General features: G+C 39.0%; 16 protein-coding genes. 5 read left to right on the forward strand and 11 right to left on the reverse strand.

Annotation, left to right across the window (positions count from 1 at the left end; all coding sequences use genetic code 11):
- Positions 1-6 precede the first annotated feature (6 nt).
- Positions 7-1,269 carry a UDP-N-acetylglucosamine 1-carboxyvinyltransferase gene (gene murA / locus IE199_RS01145; RefSeq protein ID WP_189766885.1) on the forward strand — a complete coding sequence of 421 codons (1,263 nt, stop codon included), beginning with the start codon at positions 7-9 and terminating at the stop codon, positions 1,267-1,269.
- A gap of 96 nt (positions 1,270-1,365) precedes the next feature.
- Here the strand turns inward: murA and IE199_RS01150 are convergent, their stop codons facing one another.
- The 3 genes from IE199_RS01150 to IE199_RS01160 all read right to left on the reverse strand — a co-directional run bounded on the left by IE199_RS01150 (position 1,366) and on the right by IE199_RS01160 (position 4,446).
- The gene (locus tag IE199_RS01150) at positions 1,366-2,379 is read right to left on the reverse strand and encodes a trypsin-like peptidase domain-containing protein (protein ID WP_229854455.1); all 1,014 of its coding nucleotides are present in this window, start codon (positions 2,377-2,379) and stop codon (positions 1,366-1,368) included.
- 184 nt (positions 2,380-2,563) lie between these two features.
- A complete protein-coding gene (locus IE199_RS01155; RefSeq protein ID WP_308436232.1) occupies positions 2,564-3,940 on the reverse strand; it encodes a Do family serine endopeptidase in 1,377 nt (458 codons plus the stop codon).
- Between the two features lie 41 nt (positions 3,941-3,981).
- Positions 3,982-4,446 carry a Z-ring associated ZapG family protein gene (locus IE199_RS01160; protein WP_189766886.1) on the reverse strand — a complete coding sequence of 155 codons (465 nt, stop codon included), beginning with the start codon at positions 4,444-4,446 and terminating at the stop codon, positions 3,982-3,984.
- A gap of 160 nt (positions 4,447-4,606) precedes the next feature.
- Between IE199_RS01160 and zapE the strand changes: the two genes are divergently transcribed.
- Positions 4,607-5,722: a cell division protein ZapE gene (gene zapE, locus IE199_RS01165; RefSeq protein ID WP_189766887.1), complete on the forward strand. Its 1,116-nt coding sequence runs from the start codon at positions 4,607-4,609 to the stop codon at positions 5,720-5,722.
- A gap of 113 nt (positions 5,723-5,835) precedes the next feature.
- Positions 5,836-7,155 carry an amidohydrolase gene (locus tag IE199_RS01170; RefSeq protein WP_189766888.1) on the forward strand — a complete coding sequence of 440 codons (1,320 nt, stop codon included), beginning with the start codon at positions 5,836-5,838 and terminating at the stop codon, positions 7,153-7,155.
- 77 nt (positions 7,156-7,232) lie between these two features.
- Here IE199_RS01170 and IE199_RS01175 read toward each other — a convergent pair whose 3' ends face one another.
- Genes IE199_RS01175 through IE199_RS01185 form a run of 3 tightly spaced genes read right to left on the reverse strand, consistent with a single transcriptional unit; the run spans position 7,233 to position 10,577 of the window.
- Positions 7,233-8,609 (reverse strand): sigma 54-interacting transcriptional regulator, encoded by a 1,377-nt coding sequence (locus IE199_RS01175; protein WP_189766889.1) that lies wholly within the window; start codon positions 8,607-8,609, stop codon positions 7,233-7,235.
- Complete coding sequence (locus IE199_RS01180; RefSeq protein ID WP_189766890.1) at positions 8,606-9,109, reverse strand: hypothetical protein; 504 nt, start codon at positions 9,107-9,109, stop codon at positions 8,606-8,608. Before IE199_RS01180 ends, IE199_RS01175 begins: the two co-directional genes overlap by 4 nt.
- 10 nt (positions 9,110-9,119) lie before the next feature.
- Positions 9,120-10,577, reverse strand: a complete 1,458-nt coding sequence (locus tag IE199_RS01185; RefSeq protein WP_189766891.1) for a HAMP domain-containing sensor histidine kinase — start codon at positions 10,575-10,577, stop codon at positions 9,120-9,122.
- A 366-nt stretch (positions 10,578-10,943) separates the two neighbouring features.
- On the opposite strand from IE199_RS01185, the gene IE199_RS01190 reads away from it, so the two are divergent.
- Complete coding sequence (locus IE199_RS01190; RefSeq protein ID WP_189766892.1) at positions 10,944-11,252, forward strand: EF-hand domain-containing protein; 309 nt, start codon at positions 10,944-10,946, stop codon at positions 11,250-11,252.
- 88 nt (positions 11,253-11,340) lie between these two features.
- Positions 11,341-11,667, forward strand: a complete 327-nt coding sequence (locus IE199_RS01195; RefSeq protein ID WP_229854457.1) for a hypothetical protein — start codon at positions 11,341-11,343, stop codon at positions 11,665-11,667.
- Positions 11,668-11,828: 161 nt separating this feature from the next.
- Here IE199_RS01195 and IE199_RS01200 read toward each other — a convergent pair whose 3' ends face one another.
- From IE199_RS01200 to IE199_RS01220, 5 genes are all read right to left on the reverse strand, one after another.
- Positions 11,829-13,907 (reverse strand): peptidase domain-containing ABC transporter, encoded by a 2,079-nt coding sequence (locus tag IE199_RS01200; protein ID WP_229854508.1) that lies wholly within the window; start codon positions 13,905-13,907, stop codon positions 11,829-11,831.
- Between the two features lie 205 nt (positions 13,908-14,112).
- The gene (locus IE199_RS01205) at positions 14,113-14,967 is read right to left on the reverse strand and encodes a CPBP family intramembrane glutamic endopeptidase (RefSeq protein WP_189766894.1); all 855 of its coding nucleotides are present in this window, start codon (positions 14,965-14,967) and stop codon (positions 14,113-14,115) included.
- 123 nt (positions 14,968-15,090) lie between these two features.
- Complete coding sequence (locus tag IE199_RS01210; protein WP_189766895.1) at positions 15,091-15,252, reverse strand: hypothetical protein; 162 nt, start codon at positions 15,250-15,252, stop codon at positions 15,091-15,093.
- Between the two features lie 191 nt (positions 15,253-15,443).
- Complete coding sequence (locus IE199_RS01215; protein ID WP_189766896.1) at positions 15,444-16,700, reverse strand: beta-barrel domain-containing protein; 1,257 nt, start codon at positions 16,698-16,700, stop codon at positions 15,444-15,446.
- 296 nt (positions 16,701-16,996) lie between these two features.
- Positions 16,997-17,428 carry a GNAT family N-acetyltransferase gene (locus tag IE199_RS01220; protein ID WP_189766897.1) on the reverse strand — a complete coding sequence of 144 codons (432 nt, stop codon included), beginning with the start codon at positions 17,426-17,428 and terminating at the stop codon, positions 16,997-16,999.
- Positions 17,429-17,483: the final 55 nt, after the last annotated feature.

Raw genomic sequence — 17,483 nt, forward strand, 5'->3', positions numbered from 1 at the left:
AGTACCTTGGACGCATTTAAAATTAATGGCGGTAACCCGCTTAACGGAGAAGTCGCAATATCTGGCGCAAAAAACGCTGCATTGCCGATCTTAATGGCAACCTTGTTATCTGAAACGCCGATCACGATAGAAAACGTACCACGCCTTAACGATATCAATACTACATTGAAATTGTTGACTCAGTTGGGTGCCAATATCCATTGGCAAGGTGACGATGCTGTTGTGATAGATGCGTCAAATATCAATAATCAAAAAGCGGCTTATGACTTAGTCAAAACAATGCGCGCTTCAATTTTGGTACTTGGACCTTTGTTAGCTAGGTTTGGTCACGCTGAGGTGTCACTGCCTGGAGGTTGTGCTATCGGTGCTCGTCCTGTGAACTTACATATCCAAGGACTTAAATTGATGGGGGCTGATATAGACGTTGAAAATGGCTATATCCATGCTCGCAATGAAGGTAGGCTTAAAGGTGCTACCATATTTATGGATACAGTGAGTGTTACAGGCACTGAAAACTTGATGATGGCCGCGGCTTTAGCACAGGGCACAACAGTCATTGAAAATGCTGCACGTGAACCCGAAATTGTTGACCTAGCAAATTGTTTAAATGCTATGGGAGCTAAAGTGTCTGGCGCTGGCTCTAATACATTAACTATTGAAGGTGTTGAGAAACTAGAAGGCTCTCACTACCGTGTTATGCCTGACAGAATTGAAACTGGTACTTATCTAGTCGCTGCAGCGGTAACTCGTGGTAATGTTAAATGTACTCACGCCGACCCTAAAGCGATGGATGCGGTTATCAGCAAACTGCAAGAAGCTGGAGCTGAAGTAACATGTGGTGACGACTGGATTGCGCTTAAAATGGATAAGCGTCCTAAAGCCGTTAATATTCGCACTGCGCCACACCCAGCATTTCCAACCGATATGCAGGCGCAATTTGTCGCATTAAATGCCATTGCTGAGGGTACGGCAACCATTAAAGAAACAATTTTTGAAAATCGCTTTATGCATGTGCCTGAACTTAGACGCATGGGGGCTGATATTGATCTTGAAGGTAACACAGCGGTAACTAAAGGGGTTGAAAATCTAACAGGTGCACAGGTGATGGCGACCGATTTACGCGCCTCTGCCAGTTTAGTGATTGCAGGTTTAATTGCGACAACAGAAACACAAGTAGATCGCATTTACCATATCGATCGTGGTTATCAGCGCATAGAAGATAAACTACAAAAACTTGGCGCCGATATCGTGCGTATCCAAGGAAATTAAGTAACCTCAGGTTTGTATGAGAAATAGCACCTAGAAACGCATTGCTTATGCGAAGCTGAGGTTAAATAATTAATAAGGGAGCAAAATGCTCCCTTATTAGTCTTCACGTTTTTCTTGAATGGTCACTGGTATGTCTATCAGCTTGTTATTGCGATAAACCTTAAAGTTTAATACTGTACCAGGGCGTGTTTCAGCCACTAAATCAAGCGCATTAACGATAGTGGTAAACGGCTGATCGGCAATTTGTGTGACAATATCATTGATCCTTAAGCCAGCTAAATCTGCAGGTCCTTCAGGAGTTATCTCTGTAATTACAAACCCTTTAGGATCTCGGCTAATACTTTCACTGTTACCGCCTACACCTAACCAACCTCGGGTTACTTTGCCATTTTCAATGATTTGACGCATCACTTTATAGGCCATTTGATATGGCACAGCAAAAAATATCCCTTGAATATCCAGTTGTGGATTTACCCCTTTAAATTGTCTTGAGTTAATGCCTACTAAAACACCGTTTGTGTCGACTAAAGCACCACCTGAATTACCTTCATTAATTGCTGCGTCCATCTGTAAAAACTGTAAGTGATTAGTACTGCTTAAACCTGTTCTACCCGTTGCACTGATAATGCCTTGCGTGATGGTTTGTCCTAAATTTAACGGGTTGCCTATGGCCAATACAACATCACCAGCAAATGATTCTTGATCTGCTATTTGAGGAATAACAGGAAGATTAGTGGCATCTATTTTTAAGACGGCTAAATCTGTGTGAACGTCAAATCCAATCACTACGGCTGGAAATTCCTGACCATTTTGTAAATCTACTTTAATCTGGGCTGCATTTTGTACTACATGATAGTTCGTTAACATGTACCCATCAGCGTCCATAATGACACCTGAACCTAAACGGGTAACGCGCCTTGGTGCTCTTAAATAGGTTAAGTTGTTTTGAATTTCTTCAGAATAAATATTAACGACGGCAGGACCTGCTCGTTGTACTGCTTTGGCATATGTTAGTGGAGCAGGATAAGACTCTTTAGCCTTAAACCAGTCCCACCAATTGGTATCACTGTCTTGTATATCGGGAAAAACAACTAAAATGACAACAGCCAAAATAACGCCATAACTGACAGCGTTTAAAACATATTTTACAGAATCGAGAATTTTCAAAGTAAGTGTTTTTAATTAATTATTTTTTTGCAAGATTAGCACAGGTTTTATTATTCAACCAAGACAAAAGCTAGGCAATAAAACAAGAAAAGCGGCTAAAAAGCCGCTTTTCTTCATTTGTACTAAGTTACTTAATACGGATAAACAAGTTAGAGTTTCCGCGAGCAATGTTTAACAGTGAAACGCTGCTTTCGTCTTGTAACAACTCTCGAAGTTCACCAATATTAGCGACCCGTTTTCTGTTAACACCTCTAATGATGTCACCTTTACGTAAACCAATCAGTGCTGCCGGAGTACCTGCTTCAACATCTGTCACATTGACACCAAAGCCCTGACTGTTGTTTTCTAAAGTCGCTCCTTCAAGCGCGCGATGAATGCTTGATGGTTCAATGTTGGCACTGTCAGCTTTTTTCAGTACAACTTTGTAAACTTTTTTCTTACCGTTGGACTTTAATACTGTTAGCTCAACTTCGCTCCCTGCACCAATCGCACCGATTTTGCCTCTAAGTTCAGCAAAAGATTTGATTTTTTTACCGTTTACTTGGGTAATCACATCGCCGGCAACAATACCTGCTTCCTCAGCGGCAGAGTCTTTGGTTACTTCTTCAATGAAAGCACCTTGCGCTTCTTCTAGCTCCATGGCTTTAGCAAACTCGCCAGTAACACTGCGCCCTGAAACACCTAAAACACCACGGCGAACTTCACCAAATTCGATGATTTGCTTAACTAGGCTTTGCACCATGTTACTTGGAATGGCAAAACCTATACCTACGTTGCCACCATTAGGCCCAATAATCGCGGTATTAATACCAATCAGTTCACCACGTAAGTTAATTAAGGCACCACCAGAATTACCGCTGTTAATTGCTGCATCAGTTTGGATAAAATCTTCAATGTTCTCAACGTTTAGGCCACTTCGACCTAAAGCACTGACAATACCTGAAGTTACTGTTTGACCTAATCCAAATGGACTACCAATCGCAACAGTAAAGTCACCAACACGCAACTTGTCTGAGTCAGCTATTTTTACTTGAGTTAAACCATCAGCTTCTACTTGAAGCAACGCAATGTCGCTATTTTCGTCAGCACCAATTTTTTTAGCAGAAATCTGACGCCCATCTTTTAACGTGATCTGGATTTCATCGGCTTCTTTAACGACGTGATGGTTTGTAACTATATAGCCTTTTTCAGCGTCAATAATGACTCCTGAGCCCAATCCTTGAAATGGTCGTTCTCTTGGTGCGTTTTGGCGAGGATTGCCAAAGAAAAATCTGAACGCATCAGGGACACTTTGCACTTCCTGTGTTCCTTTGACTGAAATGAGTACTACCGCTGGTGTCACATTTTCCAACATTGGTGCTAGGCTAGGTAACTGTTTACCATCAACCGAGAACGGTAAATTAGCGTAAGCCGGCAGCGTTGTCATCGCAAGTGAGCTGGAAAGTAAAACGCTACTCATCAAAACAGACATTTTCTTCATATTAGAGATTTCTCCTACTTTCATATAGATACCCAATAACTGACTGTGAACTGTGGGTTTAGTTCCTAGTTTTGTTTTTCGTTATTTGTAACAGCTTGTGTATTATCAGCAAACAAACCGCTTGCTTGTCCTGAATAATCAAGTGGTGCTTCTGTAATGCTTTCATCTTTTTTACGCACTTCTTTGGCATGACGTAATGCCACTGTTTGCGCTAATTGCTCTTGTGTTTCTTTTGAGAAAAACGGCATGATGTTTTCTTCTGAAGGAGTAGCACGCTGCAGCAATTTAGTACTTTGCTCCATTTGTTTCATAGCTTTTTGACAGGTTTCATTCATTTGATCTAGCAATTTTGTTGAGTTGTCTAAGTGTTCTGCAACGTCAACCTTGTATTGTTCTAGAGAAGCCTGAGCTGAATTAGCTTTTTCCGCCAAACTTTTATTTTCTTTGCTTGATGCTGAAAAAAGTGCATTAGCAACATAACCAATAGTAGCACCTACGGCAAAAATAATAATTCCGACCACTATATCCATAACATTTACCTTCTTAAATTACTGCGCAAAATTGTATTCGCGGAAAAAATTGGTGAAAATAGAGAGTATCACACTAAGCTTAAAATACATGAAAACTAAATAGGTATATTGATCATGTTTTTCAAGCTTATTTTTATTTTCTCCAACACTTGAAACCAAAATGATTCAGTTATCTCCATTAGACAAGTATAAACAAGATCTCGAAAGAGATGACTTTCAATATGACCAAGCGCAAGAAAACGCGGTTAAACACTTACAGCGCTTGTATGAAGATTTGCAGAATAAACCACTACCCGTTACCGGATTTAAAAAGGTACTAAACCGCTGGAAACGTGTTGTTGGCAGCGCTGAGGTTAAACAATTAAAAGGTCTTTATTTTTGGGGCGGTGTTGGCCGTGGTAAAACCTACTTAGTCGATACCTTTTACGAATGTCTACCATTTGAAAATAAAATGCGGGTGCACTTTCATCGCTTTATGCACCGAGTTCATGAAGAAATGAAAACCTTATCAGGACAATCAGATCCATTAAAAATTATCGCCAAACGTTTTGCTGATGAAACTTGCATCATATGTTTTGACGAGTTTTTTGTTTCTGACATCACAGATGCGATGATTTTAGGAACACTTTTTCAAGAGTTGTTTGCACATAATGTTACGCTGGTAGCCACGTCAAATATTATTCCTGACGAGCTATATCGCAATGGTTTACAACGAGCGCGATTTTTACCTGCGATTAAACTGATCAATGAAAACTGTGAAGTGGTCAACGTAGATAGCGGCGTTGACTATCGTTTAAGAACATTAGAGCAAGCTGAGATTTATCATCATCCCCTTGATGAACAAGCATCGTTGAATTTACACAAATACTTTAAACAACTGTCCGTTGAAGAAGGCTGTCCTAATGCGGTGATTGAAATTAATCATCGACCATTACAAAGCATTGAAGCTGCCGATGGTGTGGCACATTTTGATTTTACGGTGTTATGTGAGTCAGCAAGAAGTCAAGGTGACTATATGGAACTCAGCAAAGAGTATCACACCATATTGTTGGCTAATGTAAAACAGATGAATGTTGACTGTGATGACGCCGCAAGACGTTTTATCGCCCTTGTTGATGAGTTCTATGAACGTCATGTAAAACTTATCATATCGGCACAAGTGCCAATGGAGAATTTATATAGTCATGGCGGGTTAGAATTTGAATTTAAGCGTTGCTTAAGTCGTTTACAAGAAATGCAATCGCACGACTATTTAGCGCTTGAGCACTTGCCTTAGTGAGCTTGTAAATATTTTTTGTCGTTTTTTATCTAGTAAAAAAAGTATTGGGCTAGACGTTAGTACATATAATCGGTAAAAGTAGTACAACAAAGCGACAAAAAGGAATAATAATGACCAAGTTACTACCTCTAGCCCTAAGTATTGCCTTAAGCTTAGGTTCGGTAAGTGCAGCAGCTGATAATATTTCAAATGAAGTATCAGCAGATTACAACAAACATCTGGGCGCGCTGTGGGATCACTTTCATCGTCATCCTGAACTTTCATTGATGGAATTTCAAACCGCTAAACGTTTAGCAAAGGAATTAAAAAACGCTGGATTTGACGTTACCGAAAATATAGGTGGTACGGGTATTGTCGCCATGATGAAAAATGGTGACGGCCCTATGGTGATGATGCGTGCCGATATGGATGGTTTACCTGTGGTGGAACAGTCAGGATTAGCCAACGCTTCTACCGCTAAAATGACCGACTGGGATGGCAACGAAGTTGGTGTCATGCATGCTTGTGGTCACGATGTACATATCACCAGTTTAGTTGGTACTGCGCGTTACATGGCAAAACACAAGGATAAATGGTCAGGTACATTAATGTTAATTGGCCAACCTGCCGAAGAGCGTGGTCCCGGTGCATCTGCCATGATGGATGACAATATTTGGCAAACATTTGGGCAACCTGATTATGCCTTTGCTTTTCATGTTGATGCCGGCTCAGAAGCAGGAAAAATCACCGTTGATGAAGGCTCTCCTTATGCAGGTGCAGATACGGTAGATATTATTGTTCATGGTATTGGGGCACACGGGGCTTACCCTCACAAAGGCAAAGACCCTATCGTTATTGCTTCACAAATAGTGAATAACCTGCAAACCATCGTTAGCCGAGAGCTTGCACCGCGTGATGCTGGTGTTATTACTGTTGGCGCTTTTCACTCTGGTACTAAACACAACATTATTTCCGATCAAGCTCATTTACAGCTAACCGTTAGAAGCCTAAATCCTCGAGTGCGTGAGCAGTTACTTACTGCAATTGACAGAGTTGCAAAAGGTACAGCAAGAACTGCTGGTATGCCTGAAGATAAATTGCCCGAGGTGAAAGTGAGTGAATTTTCATTCCCGCCAACATTTAACGATAAAAAGTTAGCGCAACGTGTAAAAGGTGTTTTAACCAGCAAAATGGGCACTGAAGCGTTAGTACCACCAAATCGCTTAGGTATGGGGGCGGAAGACTTTGGCTTTTTTACCACTGAACCATACATTCCTAGTGTTTATTTTTCAGTTGGTGGGACACCTGCACAAGACTTCGAGCGTGCTAAAAATGGTGGCCCTGCGGTGCCAAGCCATCACAGCCCATTATTTAAAATATCGCCAGAGCCTTCGGTGACCAAAGGTGTAGAAGCAACCGTGCATATATTGTTAGATTTACTGCAAAAATAGCACGTATAAAGTGGAGCTAAGTTATTTTTTAGCTCCACAATGCCACTGAGCAAAATCATTACTGGCCAATATATCTCTTATTCTTCTTCAGTTTCCCTAAACTTACTGGCATCTAAATGATGTTTGTTTAATAGCTTATAAAATTCAGTACGATTTCGTTGAGCAATGCGCGCTGCTTGCGACACGTTACCTGCGGTAATTTTTAAAAGCTTAGATAAATATTCATGTTCAAAGTGATCACGCGCTTCTTGGAAGGAAGGTAATTGAGACGTCCTATCCCTCAGTGCATTGCGTACTAAGGTTTCGCTGATCAGCGGTTCAGTTGACAAGGCGACACTGTGTTCAATCACATTTTGCAATTGACGAATATTGCCAGGCCAAGGAGCACTGATTAGTTGTTCCATGGCTTCTTTGGTAAATCCATTAATGGGGCGCTTAGTATTTTGATTACAAAGCTGTAAAAAATGGTTTGCTAACAGCGGAATGTCTTCACGTCTGTCGCTAAGGGGTGGCAATGACAATTCCACAACGTTTAAGCGGTAATATAAATCTTCTCGAAACTCGTTATTCGCTATCGCTTTTTGTAAGTTTTGGTGAGTCGCAGCAATGATCCTCACATCTACCGGAATCGAGCTAGTACTGCCAACTGGGCGAATTTCTCTTTCCTGCAGTGCCCTTAGTAGCTTAACTTGGAAGTTCATTGGCATATCGCCAATTTCATCGAGAAACAAGGTCCCGCCATCTGATGCTTCAAATAACCCAACATGATTTTGTTCTGCGCCGGTAAAAGCGCCTTTTTTATGGCCAAAAAGTTCTGACTCAAGCAATTGTTCTGGAATGGCTGCGCAGTTAATGGCGGTAAAAGGGTGGTCGTGTCGTTCACTAGCTAAATGAATTGCTTTCGCCAGTAGCTCTTTACCGGTACCACTTTGGCTGTTGATCAAAACACTGAAGTCGCTTTGTGCCACTTGTTGAGCTTGTTGCAACAAAGATGTCATGACCGCACTTCGACTAATAATTTGCTGTCGCCAAGTATTTGTACCTTCAGCTTGATCAAAGTCGGGTGATTGTGGCTGCAATTGAATCGCCTGTTGTACCGTATCCAGTAACTCTTGGCTTTCAAAAGGCTTAGTGAGAAAGCTAAAAACCCCTTGCTTAGTTGCGTGAATAGCATCGGGAATTGTGCCATGAGCCGTCATAATTATCACTGGAAGATTAGGCTGCGTAGCGCGTATTTTTTCAAACAATGCCATGCCATCCATGCCTTCCATGCGCAAATCACTAATAACCAATTGAACCGTTTGGCTGGCCAAAATACTCAATGCTTGTTTGGCATGTTCAGCAGAATGAACTTGGTACCCTGCGGCAGTTAATCGAATGCTGATCAAACGAAGTAAACTTGGGTCATCGTCAACAACTAATATATGGTCTTTTTTAGTTTCTTCAGTGGTCATAGGCTCTGCTGCTGTATGGTTTGTTCAATGCGCTTTAATTGCTCAATTTTATCGTTTAACCGTATATTTTCTTGCGTTTGTTTATCCAACGCCTGTGTTAAGTCTTTGATGCGCGATTTAGACTGATGATTTTGATTGAGCTGAATGATTAAGCCGTTTAGCTGTTCTCTTAATGAGGTCACAAAGGCAAGATCTTCAACATTGATTTGGTATTCAGCTACCTGATTTAAATAGCTTTTAGCTGTGTATGGGTTGTATTCTGGCTTATTACTCATGGTATGCAATACCGCTAACTTAATTGCAGATTCATGAGGAGTAATAGCGAGTTGTTGTTTTTGCCATGTTAACTCTTGAGAAAATTGTTCGCTGGTATATCCCTTTACCGCAAGATAATAATCACCTATTGGGATGCGCTTTAATTGATTGTCTGTTGACTGACAACCCGAGGTTAACATGAGCAATAAACTGATCAGAGCCAGTTTTAATGTGTGCTTATTCATATAGATTTGTCTAATCCTTTTTTAAAGGCAAGGTTAACTTGACAGTTAACCCTCGAACTCTTGGTTCATTGAGTAGTTCTATGCTTCCTTGCAAGCGTCTAACTAACTCTTTTACTATGGTTAACCCTAAGCCGCTACTTTTTATTGCTGAATTATCTGGTGCTGGGCCCTGATAAAATGCGTCGAATACTTTGCTTTGGTTATGTTCAGAAATACCAGGCCCTTGATCTGATAACAACATCACCACTTTATCACTGTGTTTTTTTATGGTTAATGTAATCTCGCCTGATTCCGGTGAGTATTTTATCGCGTTTGATAACAGGTTATCAAAGATGACAGACAATTGTTTATAGTTTGTTTCAATTTGGCAGGTTTCACCCGAGATCGTGGTGATAAGTTTTTTCGCCTGACAGTCTAGTTTACGTTGCTCTAAGCATTCTTGATAAACTGAGGTTATTTCTATTGATTGCAACTGCGACAAACTTGTTGAGTCGAGCACAATATTAAAATCGAGTAAGTCCTCTATTAACATTTGTAAACGAGACACATTGCTGCGAATAATATTGGTGACCTCTTGCTGTGCCTCGTTTAACTCTCCAACACTATTATCGTATAGCAGCTCTGTTCCCTCTCGAATAGCCGCTAATGGCGTTTTTAATTCATGAGAAATATGACGGATAAAACTCGACTTTTGCATTTCCAGCTGTTGTAACTGCACTCGCATTTGCTCTAATGCATGGCCAATGGCTAGCACTTCTTGTGCACCGGAATAATGAATGGCTTGATCAAACTTACCTTGTTCCAACCGGCCAATCTGGAGGGATAACGCTTCTAGAGGTTTAGCAATGATTAAAGTGAATATTGCTGCAGCTACTAAGGAAAAAGGAATAATGATCAAAGTATTGAGTAAGGTGCCTTGTGTATTGGTTGCTGTTTCTTGAACCTGAGTTACCTTATTATCAATTAATTCTGCATTGAGCTGACTAATTTCCTGCTGCAATTGATTAATTTGTGCATAATTTATTTGCACTTGCTCAACACTAGGTAGAGGGCTTTCAGTCAATACATGGCTCAACGTGGTTAAATGTTGGGTTAACTGTTCAACTTTTTCATTTAATAATTGGTGTGATAGCTCATTACCTATATCGAAGAGCAATTGCAGTAATTCATCTTTTTGCACCATAAATCGATCGAGAATGTCTTTTTCTTGCAAGATCAAATACTGACTATTTGTCCGCTGCAGCTGGATCAGTGACTGATATAGCGCTCTGTCTTTATCTGTTATCCAGGCAACATCAACGATGCTTTCCGCGCTTTTACTGGCAAGAGCGTTAATTTGGTTACTGCCATAAAGCAACACAAATATTAACGGTAGTATCGCGGCACTTAATCCAATAAAGGTTAACGTTTTAATCGAAATGGAATTTCGTACGCTTTGCGTCTGTTTATCCTTAGGAGTTGAAAACAAAGGCTTGTCCTATCACAAATATCTGTGCGTATTTTTACGCTATTTAGGTGACTTTACAATGCTGTCGCCAAATGGCAACAAAAGGTGTTACTCTACAGGTTGTAACTTAAGTTGTTGAATATTAGGTATAAAAAGTTTTTTGTTGTATGTGAAAGTGATGGATTTATTTATTAATTAAAAAACCTGTCGCCATTTGGCAACACTTTGATGGTGGTTTTACAGGGGGAAAATTAAGTTGCTTAGGTTAAGTTGTTGTAAAATATGAATTAATAAACTTTGGCACGTTAGATGCTTTAGTCTAGTCAGGAGACATTCCTAATATTTGAAACAACTGAATACTTAACACTCTATATAAGGAAAAAAAGTATGAAACCTGTAAGCTTAAAAAAAGTAAGTGTAGTTGCATTAGCATGTTTTGCTGGTACGTTTTTAGTAAACGCTAAAGAGCCAGTTGAATTAGCAAAGTCAAACGCTGCTGACAAGGCAAAAAGTACTTTCTCTCAGTTATTGAAAAAAGCTGATGCTAACAAAAATGGCGAGTTAAGCAAAGATGAATTAGAAGGCGCAATGGAGTCGCAATTATTATCAGCCTTCAACGAAATTGACACCAATGGTGACAAATCAATTAACGAAGAAGAGTTTACTGCTTACGTAGGAAACACTGCAAAAATCTAGCCTGAAATGCTCTAGCGCAAACACCCCTATTTTATGTCGGCTGCATTCCCAACTATCAGCCGACTTTTTTCGTTTGAAGGTTATGCTAATGTCGACAATGCCTCGGTATGTAAAATTAAACAACTGGATATTTGAAGTAAAAGCAGTACGCGCGTTGCGTGTGGAAGATTATGGTGACCCGTATAGTGCGATTGCTTCTGTGAGTGTTAACGGAGATACGGCGTATTTTGATGGCTTGTTAACACGTGAAAATGAAGTGTTTACTCGAGCAGACTTTGAAACGTTTAAACAATTTTGTTCACAGTTGGAAGTAGGGCGAGCCAATTTTGATCGCTTTAAAAACCAAATCATGTTTAAAGAATCTGTTGATATCGAAAAGCTTGCTGATGTGAATATTTTGCAATTAGTGAAATGATATCAGCTGATCTACGATTTAACGCTCTTTTAGTATATGAAAAATAATACACAGGGTTTTAAAAAAAAAGCGGGTTAGGACGTATAAAGCTGAAACCAAAAGGGTGAAATACTAAGTCGAAAATCAATATTTCACGCGAATATGCATATACTTAAAATGACTCAGCTAGCCGTTTTAGAACAAATTTCATTAATATTTGTTAGCGTACCATTTTCTAAATGAAAAACTTGCCCCGCCATATTAATCGTCTCTTGTCGGTGAGCAATCATAATTCGCGTCATCGGTAAATGCTGGATCTGTTCACTGATCTTAGCTTCATTGTCTTTATCTAGGTGACTTGTTGCTTCATCCATAAACAATACACATGGTGTTTGGTACAAAGCACGAGCCAATAACAATCGCTGAACTTGACCGCCAGATAAGTTCGAGCCCATATCACCAACCAAAGAATTGTAACCCATGGTCATTTTGGTGACGTCATCATGAATAGCTGCTAAATGAGCACATTGTTCTATTTTTAAATAGTTAGGCTGTGGGTCAAAAAAGCTAATATTATCTGCGATAGAACCAGCCAATAAAGTATCATTTTGCATGACCGCGGCAATTTGTTTACGATAATTTTTAAGGCCAAGTTGAGTGATGTCTTTACCATCAAGCAGCACTTTACCTGAGGTTGGCTGCAATAACCCAAGCATAATTTTCATTAACGTCGTTTTACCCGCACCTGACGCTCCGGTAATTGCAATGGATTTACCAGCGCTTAGCGTCAGACTAACGTTATTTAAAATGGCAGCTTCTTCGCCATAACTAAAACAAATATTTTCTAATGTTAATTGGCCTTTAAGTGGTTTTCCATCAGGCGAGTCTTTATTTTCTATACCACTTGCTAAATATACCGCTTCACCATCACGGTTTGCTTCTTGTTCAGTGAGTGCGATATCTGAAATACGATCAAGGTGTAGTCGCATCATTTTAAATTGAATAATTTGCTCAATCAGGTTGGTAAATCGGGTAGTCAATTGTCCTTTATAGGCAATAAAAGCGAGCACCATACCAACGGTTAAGCTATTTGCCATTACCATAATAGCAGCAAAATAAATGACCAAAACATTTTCTAAACCAAACAGTAGTTTATTGAACGAATCGAAACTGATATTTAATCGACCCAGACGAATTTCACTATTAATCACTTCTGCATAGCGATTTTGCCAAATGCCTTGGCGTTGAGATTCGTTGCCAAACAACTTAATGGTTTGCATGCCACGAATATTTTCTAAAAAATTTGATTGCTCTTTGGCGGATGCTTGGATCATTTCTTCGGTTGCTTGGTGCAGTGGCCGATAAAGTGCTAATCGCACTAGGGTGTAAAGTGCTATAGCGCCCAACACCACAGCAGTTAATTTTAAAGAATAAAGTGCCATCATCACTAGTACCGTAATTGCCATCACACCATCTACTAAGGTTTCAACAAAACCTGTAGTTATACGTTCACGAATATGCGCCAATGAACCAAAACGGGAAACAATATCACCAACATGCCGAGACTCAAAATAGTTCATCGGCAAACGCAATAAATGCCTGAGTAGATTTACCCCCATTTGCATATTTAACAGACTTGAAAGCCGTAATATTAACCAACTTCGTACTGCATTGGTGACAACTGAAATCACCGCAATTAAGGCAAAGCCAATCGCCAGTACTGTTAATAAAGGTTTATCAAAACTAATCAATACTTCATCAACCACCCACTGCATATAATAAGGTGTCATTAAAGCAAATAGCTGCAGCACCAAAGACAAGCCGATGAGTTTGACTAACCCTGACTTTAAACCCGACATTGAACTCCACAGCTGGGTGAACTTCATTTTGGCTTTTTCTTCTTTTACTTCAAATTTACTGGTCGGTGTAAGCTCTAAACAAACGCCCGTAAAGTGTTTACTAAAATCTTCAGTTGTTAAGGTGCGTTTACCCACAGCAGGATCATTAACCGAATATTTCGCGTTGATGCCTTTACCTGAAACTTTCGTTAAAACCACAAAGTGATTCATATCCCAGTGCAAAATACAAGGCGTTTGTAGTTTATGTACTTCATCAATCGGGCATTGTAAGGCGCGACTGGCTAGGCCTAAACTATCGCCTAAGTCAATAAGCTGCTGAAGGTTCATCCCCTTTAAATCAGCAGAATAACGTTTGCGCATTGCTGGCATATCGAGTTGGTGACCATAATAGCTAGCAATCATTGCCAAAGAAGCTAAACCACATTCAGCTATTTCAGTTTGTAGTATTAGTGGAATCTGCTTACGCAAAGTAAAATTTAAAGGAGCTTTATTTTTTAAATATTGCACTAAAATTCACAGCTCATTAAATCAAATTTAGGACTTTTAAACATTGGAAGTTTTCTACTTTTATATAGATTATAAATACTTAAATCATTTTTAAAAAATATTAATATTTATCTGCTTTAAGATACTGTATTTTATGAAAATTTAAGGAAGTAACCAGAAAAGCGATAACGATCGCTGCTAAAAATGAAATTGTTAATTCAGAAGTCCATGTTTTAGCAGAAGACAATAACAGTGGAGATTTATTTCGAAAAACTTCCAGCAGATTGTACCCCTCTAATAACCAAGAAAACAAATTATAGGTTGCATGGATTAAATATGCATAAATCAATTTACGTGTTTGCAAAGTTAACCAACCAACGAAGAAACTAAAAACAAAAATGTCTAAATAACTCTTTACTGGGTGGATGACCGTAAATAACAACGAAGTAAGAATCAAGGCAGAAATTTTAGAATACTTCGTGTTCCAGATTGATAATATTGCTCCTCGAAATGTTAACTCCTCCATAAATGGCCCTATTACTGAATGAACAATAGCAAAAGTAAAAAAAGTAGCGAGACTACTACCAAGCTTATCATTTTTTTCAAATGTTACCTTGGAGTTTTCAAAGTCCCATAAGGAGTTTGCAAAATCTGGTGAAAACTGAGCTACAGTAAGCACTTCAATAGAGTGTAGGCCGAAAGAAACGGGAACCATTAAAACTCCTATAACTAATGCCACCAAAGCTCCTTGGTAACTCACGCCATCAAGTTTAATAAGTTCCTTTGTATCTTCTCTTTTTTCTATAACAAACTTTATTAAAAAGGCTGACATAAATATTGAAAATAGACAAAAAGCCAATTGATTCGAATAGAATGTAGAAGATATGAACAGGTTGAAAAATTGAGCAAGAAAAGTGTCTTGTGCAATAGTACCTATGATTAGAATAATAAAAACCGCTAAGCCTGAGCTTTTCATTCTGAATACCTTGAGTAATCAATGTAACTACAATGAATACGCCTATATATTAACCACATAAATAAAATATAGGCGTATATAAGAGCTTTAAAATAAAAAAGAAAGCCCTATTGGGGTAGAAAATTACTCATTTATGAGTTCATATAACCAGCCACCAAGCGCTTTACCGGCACTCTGAGTTAGATCATGTAAATCGTTAATTGTTTTACCTAACTCTGATTCCGGGTTGTCAATTAGATCACCGCCATTTACTAACTCTAATTCATTTACGTTTAGCTCACGCATAATGTTATACTCCAAATATCTCGACTTTTGTCGAGTGATTAATTTGCTCATTACCTTATGATAATGAGCAGTTAGTTAGGCTGGCTTTAGTTGTTCTCGCTAAAGTTGACTAAAGTCAGCCGCTTTATTTTCTGATAAGGTTTTTGCTTTTACCTTACCAGAAAAATTATTTTAACTTTTTTACATGCCACTTAGCTTACTCTGCCTTTTAAGCTATATAGCGGCTCTAATAACCATTCAATCAAAGTTCGCTGTTCAAGCATGATATCGGCCTCAAATAACATACCGCTTTTTAGTTCAAAGCTTTGTCCGTATGCTTGCATTTGTTGTTTACTTAACCTCGCACGTAGACGATAAACAGGCTCTTTTAATGCTATTGGCAGTTGCACTTCATTGGGAGTAGTGAGTGCTCGGTCAATTCGAGTAATTTCACTTTCAATAAAACCAAAGCGCTGATAAGGAAATGCATCAAAACGTAGGCGCGATGTTTGACCTTTGGCGATAAAGCCTGCACTTCGAGTGGGTAATAGTAACTCTGCGACAAGTTCAGAGCCTTGTGGCAGAACATGTAACAGCGGCTTTGATTGTGCTGCTGAAGGCGACAATGTTTCACCTTCAACCACTTGAATGCTAGTCACTGTTCCAGCGTGACTCGCTGTAATGGTGTAACTATGGCTATTTTTTACTTGCGCCAATTGGTTCTCAATGTCTGCTTTTTCACGTAATAAGCTATTAATACGCAGCGTATATTGTTGTGGTAAATTCGCTTTATCAAAAGCTACTTGATTAATTTGATTGTTTTGTTGCAGCAGTAGTCGAGCGATATTTTGTTTATCTTGTTTTGCTTCCAGCAACGCTTGTTGTCTACTTTCTTTTTCAAATGTTGAAATAAAACCGCTGTTATTAAGTTGTTCAACATCTTTTTGTTGTGCCAATAACAATTTTAGCTTTTCGTTAGCCAGTGTAAATTGGCTTTCTAGAGCAATTTTTTCGCTGTTTAACGCTGATGCTTTATTTTCGAGGTTTTGACGTTCTTTTACTTCAATGGACTGGTATTGCCTTATTTCTTCATCAAGTAAGGTTAATTGTGACGTTAGTTGTTTTTCCAACTTGCTACTTAAGCTTAAACCGTCAGCGCTGTTTTGATGTATAACGATAGTCGCTATAGCTTGGCCCTTTTTAACGTTATCGCCTTCTTTAACCAATAAATGTTCGATGGTGCCGCCTTGAGTAGCAAAACTTTTAATTACCCCTTTATTAGGCATTAAAAAGCCACGCACGGTTTCTTTACGTGAATATTCGGCGGTCAATAAAAATGCGACAATAGCAATAGCAATAGCCACTAATATTAAAACAGTGAGTTTGATAGATAAGGGTTGAGCTAAGGTAATAGCACCTGTTAAACGCTCACTTTGGTGGGAAACTGCTTCCTTTCTAAATAACGACATAGAAGAATATATTTAATCCTTTAAATATTTAGTGGTGTGGATTCTAATTCACCCAAAGTTACAATGTCAACAATTAAGCAACAATTAAGCAACAATTAAGCAACAATTAAGCAACAATTAAGTGATAATTATTTTAGCTTTTTGTTTGCAAGTGTCTTTTGATAAAAAGGGTTAAATCTATTCAACTAATTGTATTTTATAACTTTGATACTTCTATGATAATTAAGTAGTCGGAAGCACTTAAGTTTTTAGCTTGTCGTGCCTCTTCTGCCAGGTTGATGGAACACAACCGAGGATTACAGCGCTAAATGAAGGATCGGAAAAGGTTTCCCCATATCATCAACAGGTGAGCGAGATTTAATGTTAAACCCTAGTGCTTGGTAAAAACCAACGGCTTGCGGGTTTTGTTCATTCACATCCACGCTATTTACCTGAAAACGTGTTAAAGCATATTGCATAAGCTCTTTGCCTATACCTTGCCCTCGCTTTGCATTGAGGACAAATAACATTTCTACCTTGTGTTCATGCACACCAATAAATGCCAAAATTTTTCCTTGGTCATCTTTAATGCACCTTAACTCAACGGCAGGAAATGCTTGCTCAACAATAATAGGTTTAAAAAACGCTATATCATCTTCACTAATAAAGCTGTGAGTTGCTCGGACTGAATCTTCCCAAACGGCTAATAACTCTGGATAGTCGCTAGGAAGCACTTGTTCAATTTTCATAAAAATTTCCTTGAATTGAAAACAGAATTTGTGCAGCCGCGTGCAGAATTTAACA

Source organism: Thalassotalea marina (genome assembly GCF_014656435.1).
In the GTDB taxonomy this organism is placed as follows: Bacteria; Pseudomonadota; Gammaproteobacteria; order Enterobacterales; family Alteromonadaceae; genus Thalassotalea_C; species Thalassotalea_C marina.

Coding starts and splice junctions, on each gene's coding strand:
- IE199_RS01155 (WP_308436232.1), bottom strand. CDS start 3,940: ATGAAAGTAGGAGAAATCTCTAATATGAAGAAAATGTCTGTTTTGATG.
- IE199_RS01160 (WP_189766886.1), bottom strand. CDS start 4,446: ATGGATATAGTGGTCGGAATTATTATTTTTGCCGTAGGTGCTACTATT.
- zapE (WP_189766887.1), top strand. CDS start 4,607: ATGATTCAGTTATCTCCATTAGACAAGTATAAACAAGATCTCGAAAGA.
- IE199_RS01170 (WP_189766888.1), top strand. CDS start 5,836: ATGACCAAGTTACTACCTCTAGCCCTAAGTATTGCCTTAAGCTTAGGT.
- IE199_RS01175 (WP_189766889.1), bottom strand. CDS start 8,609: ATGACCACTGAAGAAACTAAAAAAGACCATATATTAGTTGTTGACGAT.
- IE199_RS01180 (WP_189766890.1), bottom strand. CDS start 9,109: ATGAATAAGCACACATTAAAACTGGCTCTGATCAGTTTATTGCTCATG.
- IE199_RS01190 (WP_189766892.1), top strand. CDS start 10,944: ATGAAACCTGTAAGCTTAAAAAAAGTAAGTGTAGTTGCATTAGCATGT.
- IE199_RS01195 (WP_229854457.1), top strand. CDS start 11,341: ATGTCGACAATGCCTCGGTATGTAAAATTAAACAACTGGATATTTGAA.
- IE199_RS01200 (WP_229854508.1), bottom strand. CDS start 13,907: ATGATTGCTAGCTATTATGGTCACCAACTCGATATGCCAGCAATGCGC.
- IE199_RS01205 (WP_189766894.1), bottom strand. CDS start 14,967: ATGAAAAGCTCAGGCTTAGCGGTTTTTATTATTCTAATCATAGGTACT.
- IE199_RS01210 (WP_189766895.1), bottom strand. CDS start 15,252: ATGCGTGAGCTAAACGTAAATGAATTAGAGTTAGTAAATGGCGGTGAT.
- IE199_RS01215 (WP_189766896.1), bottom strand. CDS start 16,700: ATGTCGTTATTTAGAAAGGAAGCAGTTTCCCACCAAAGTGAGCGTTTA.
- IE199_RS01220 (WP_189766897.1), bottom strand. CDS start 17,428: ATGAAAATTGAACAAGTGCTTCCTAGCGACTATCCAGAGTTATTAGCC.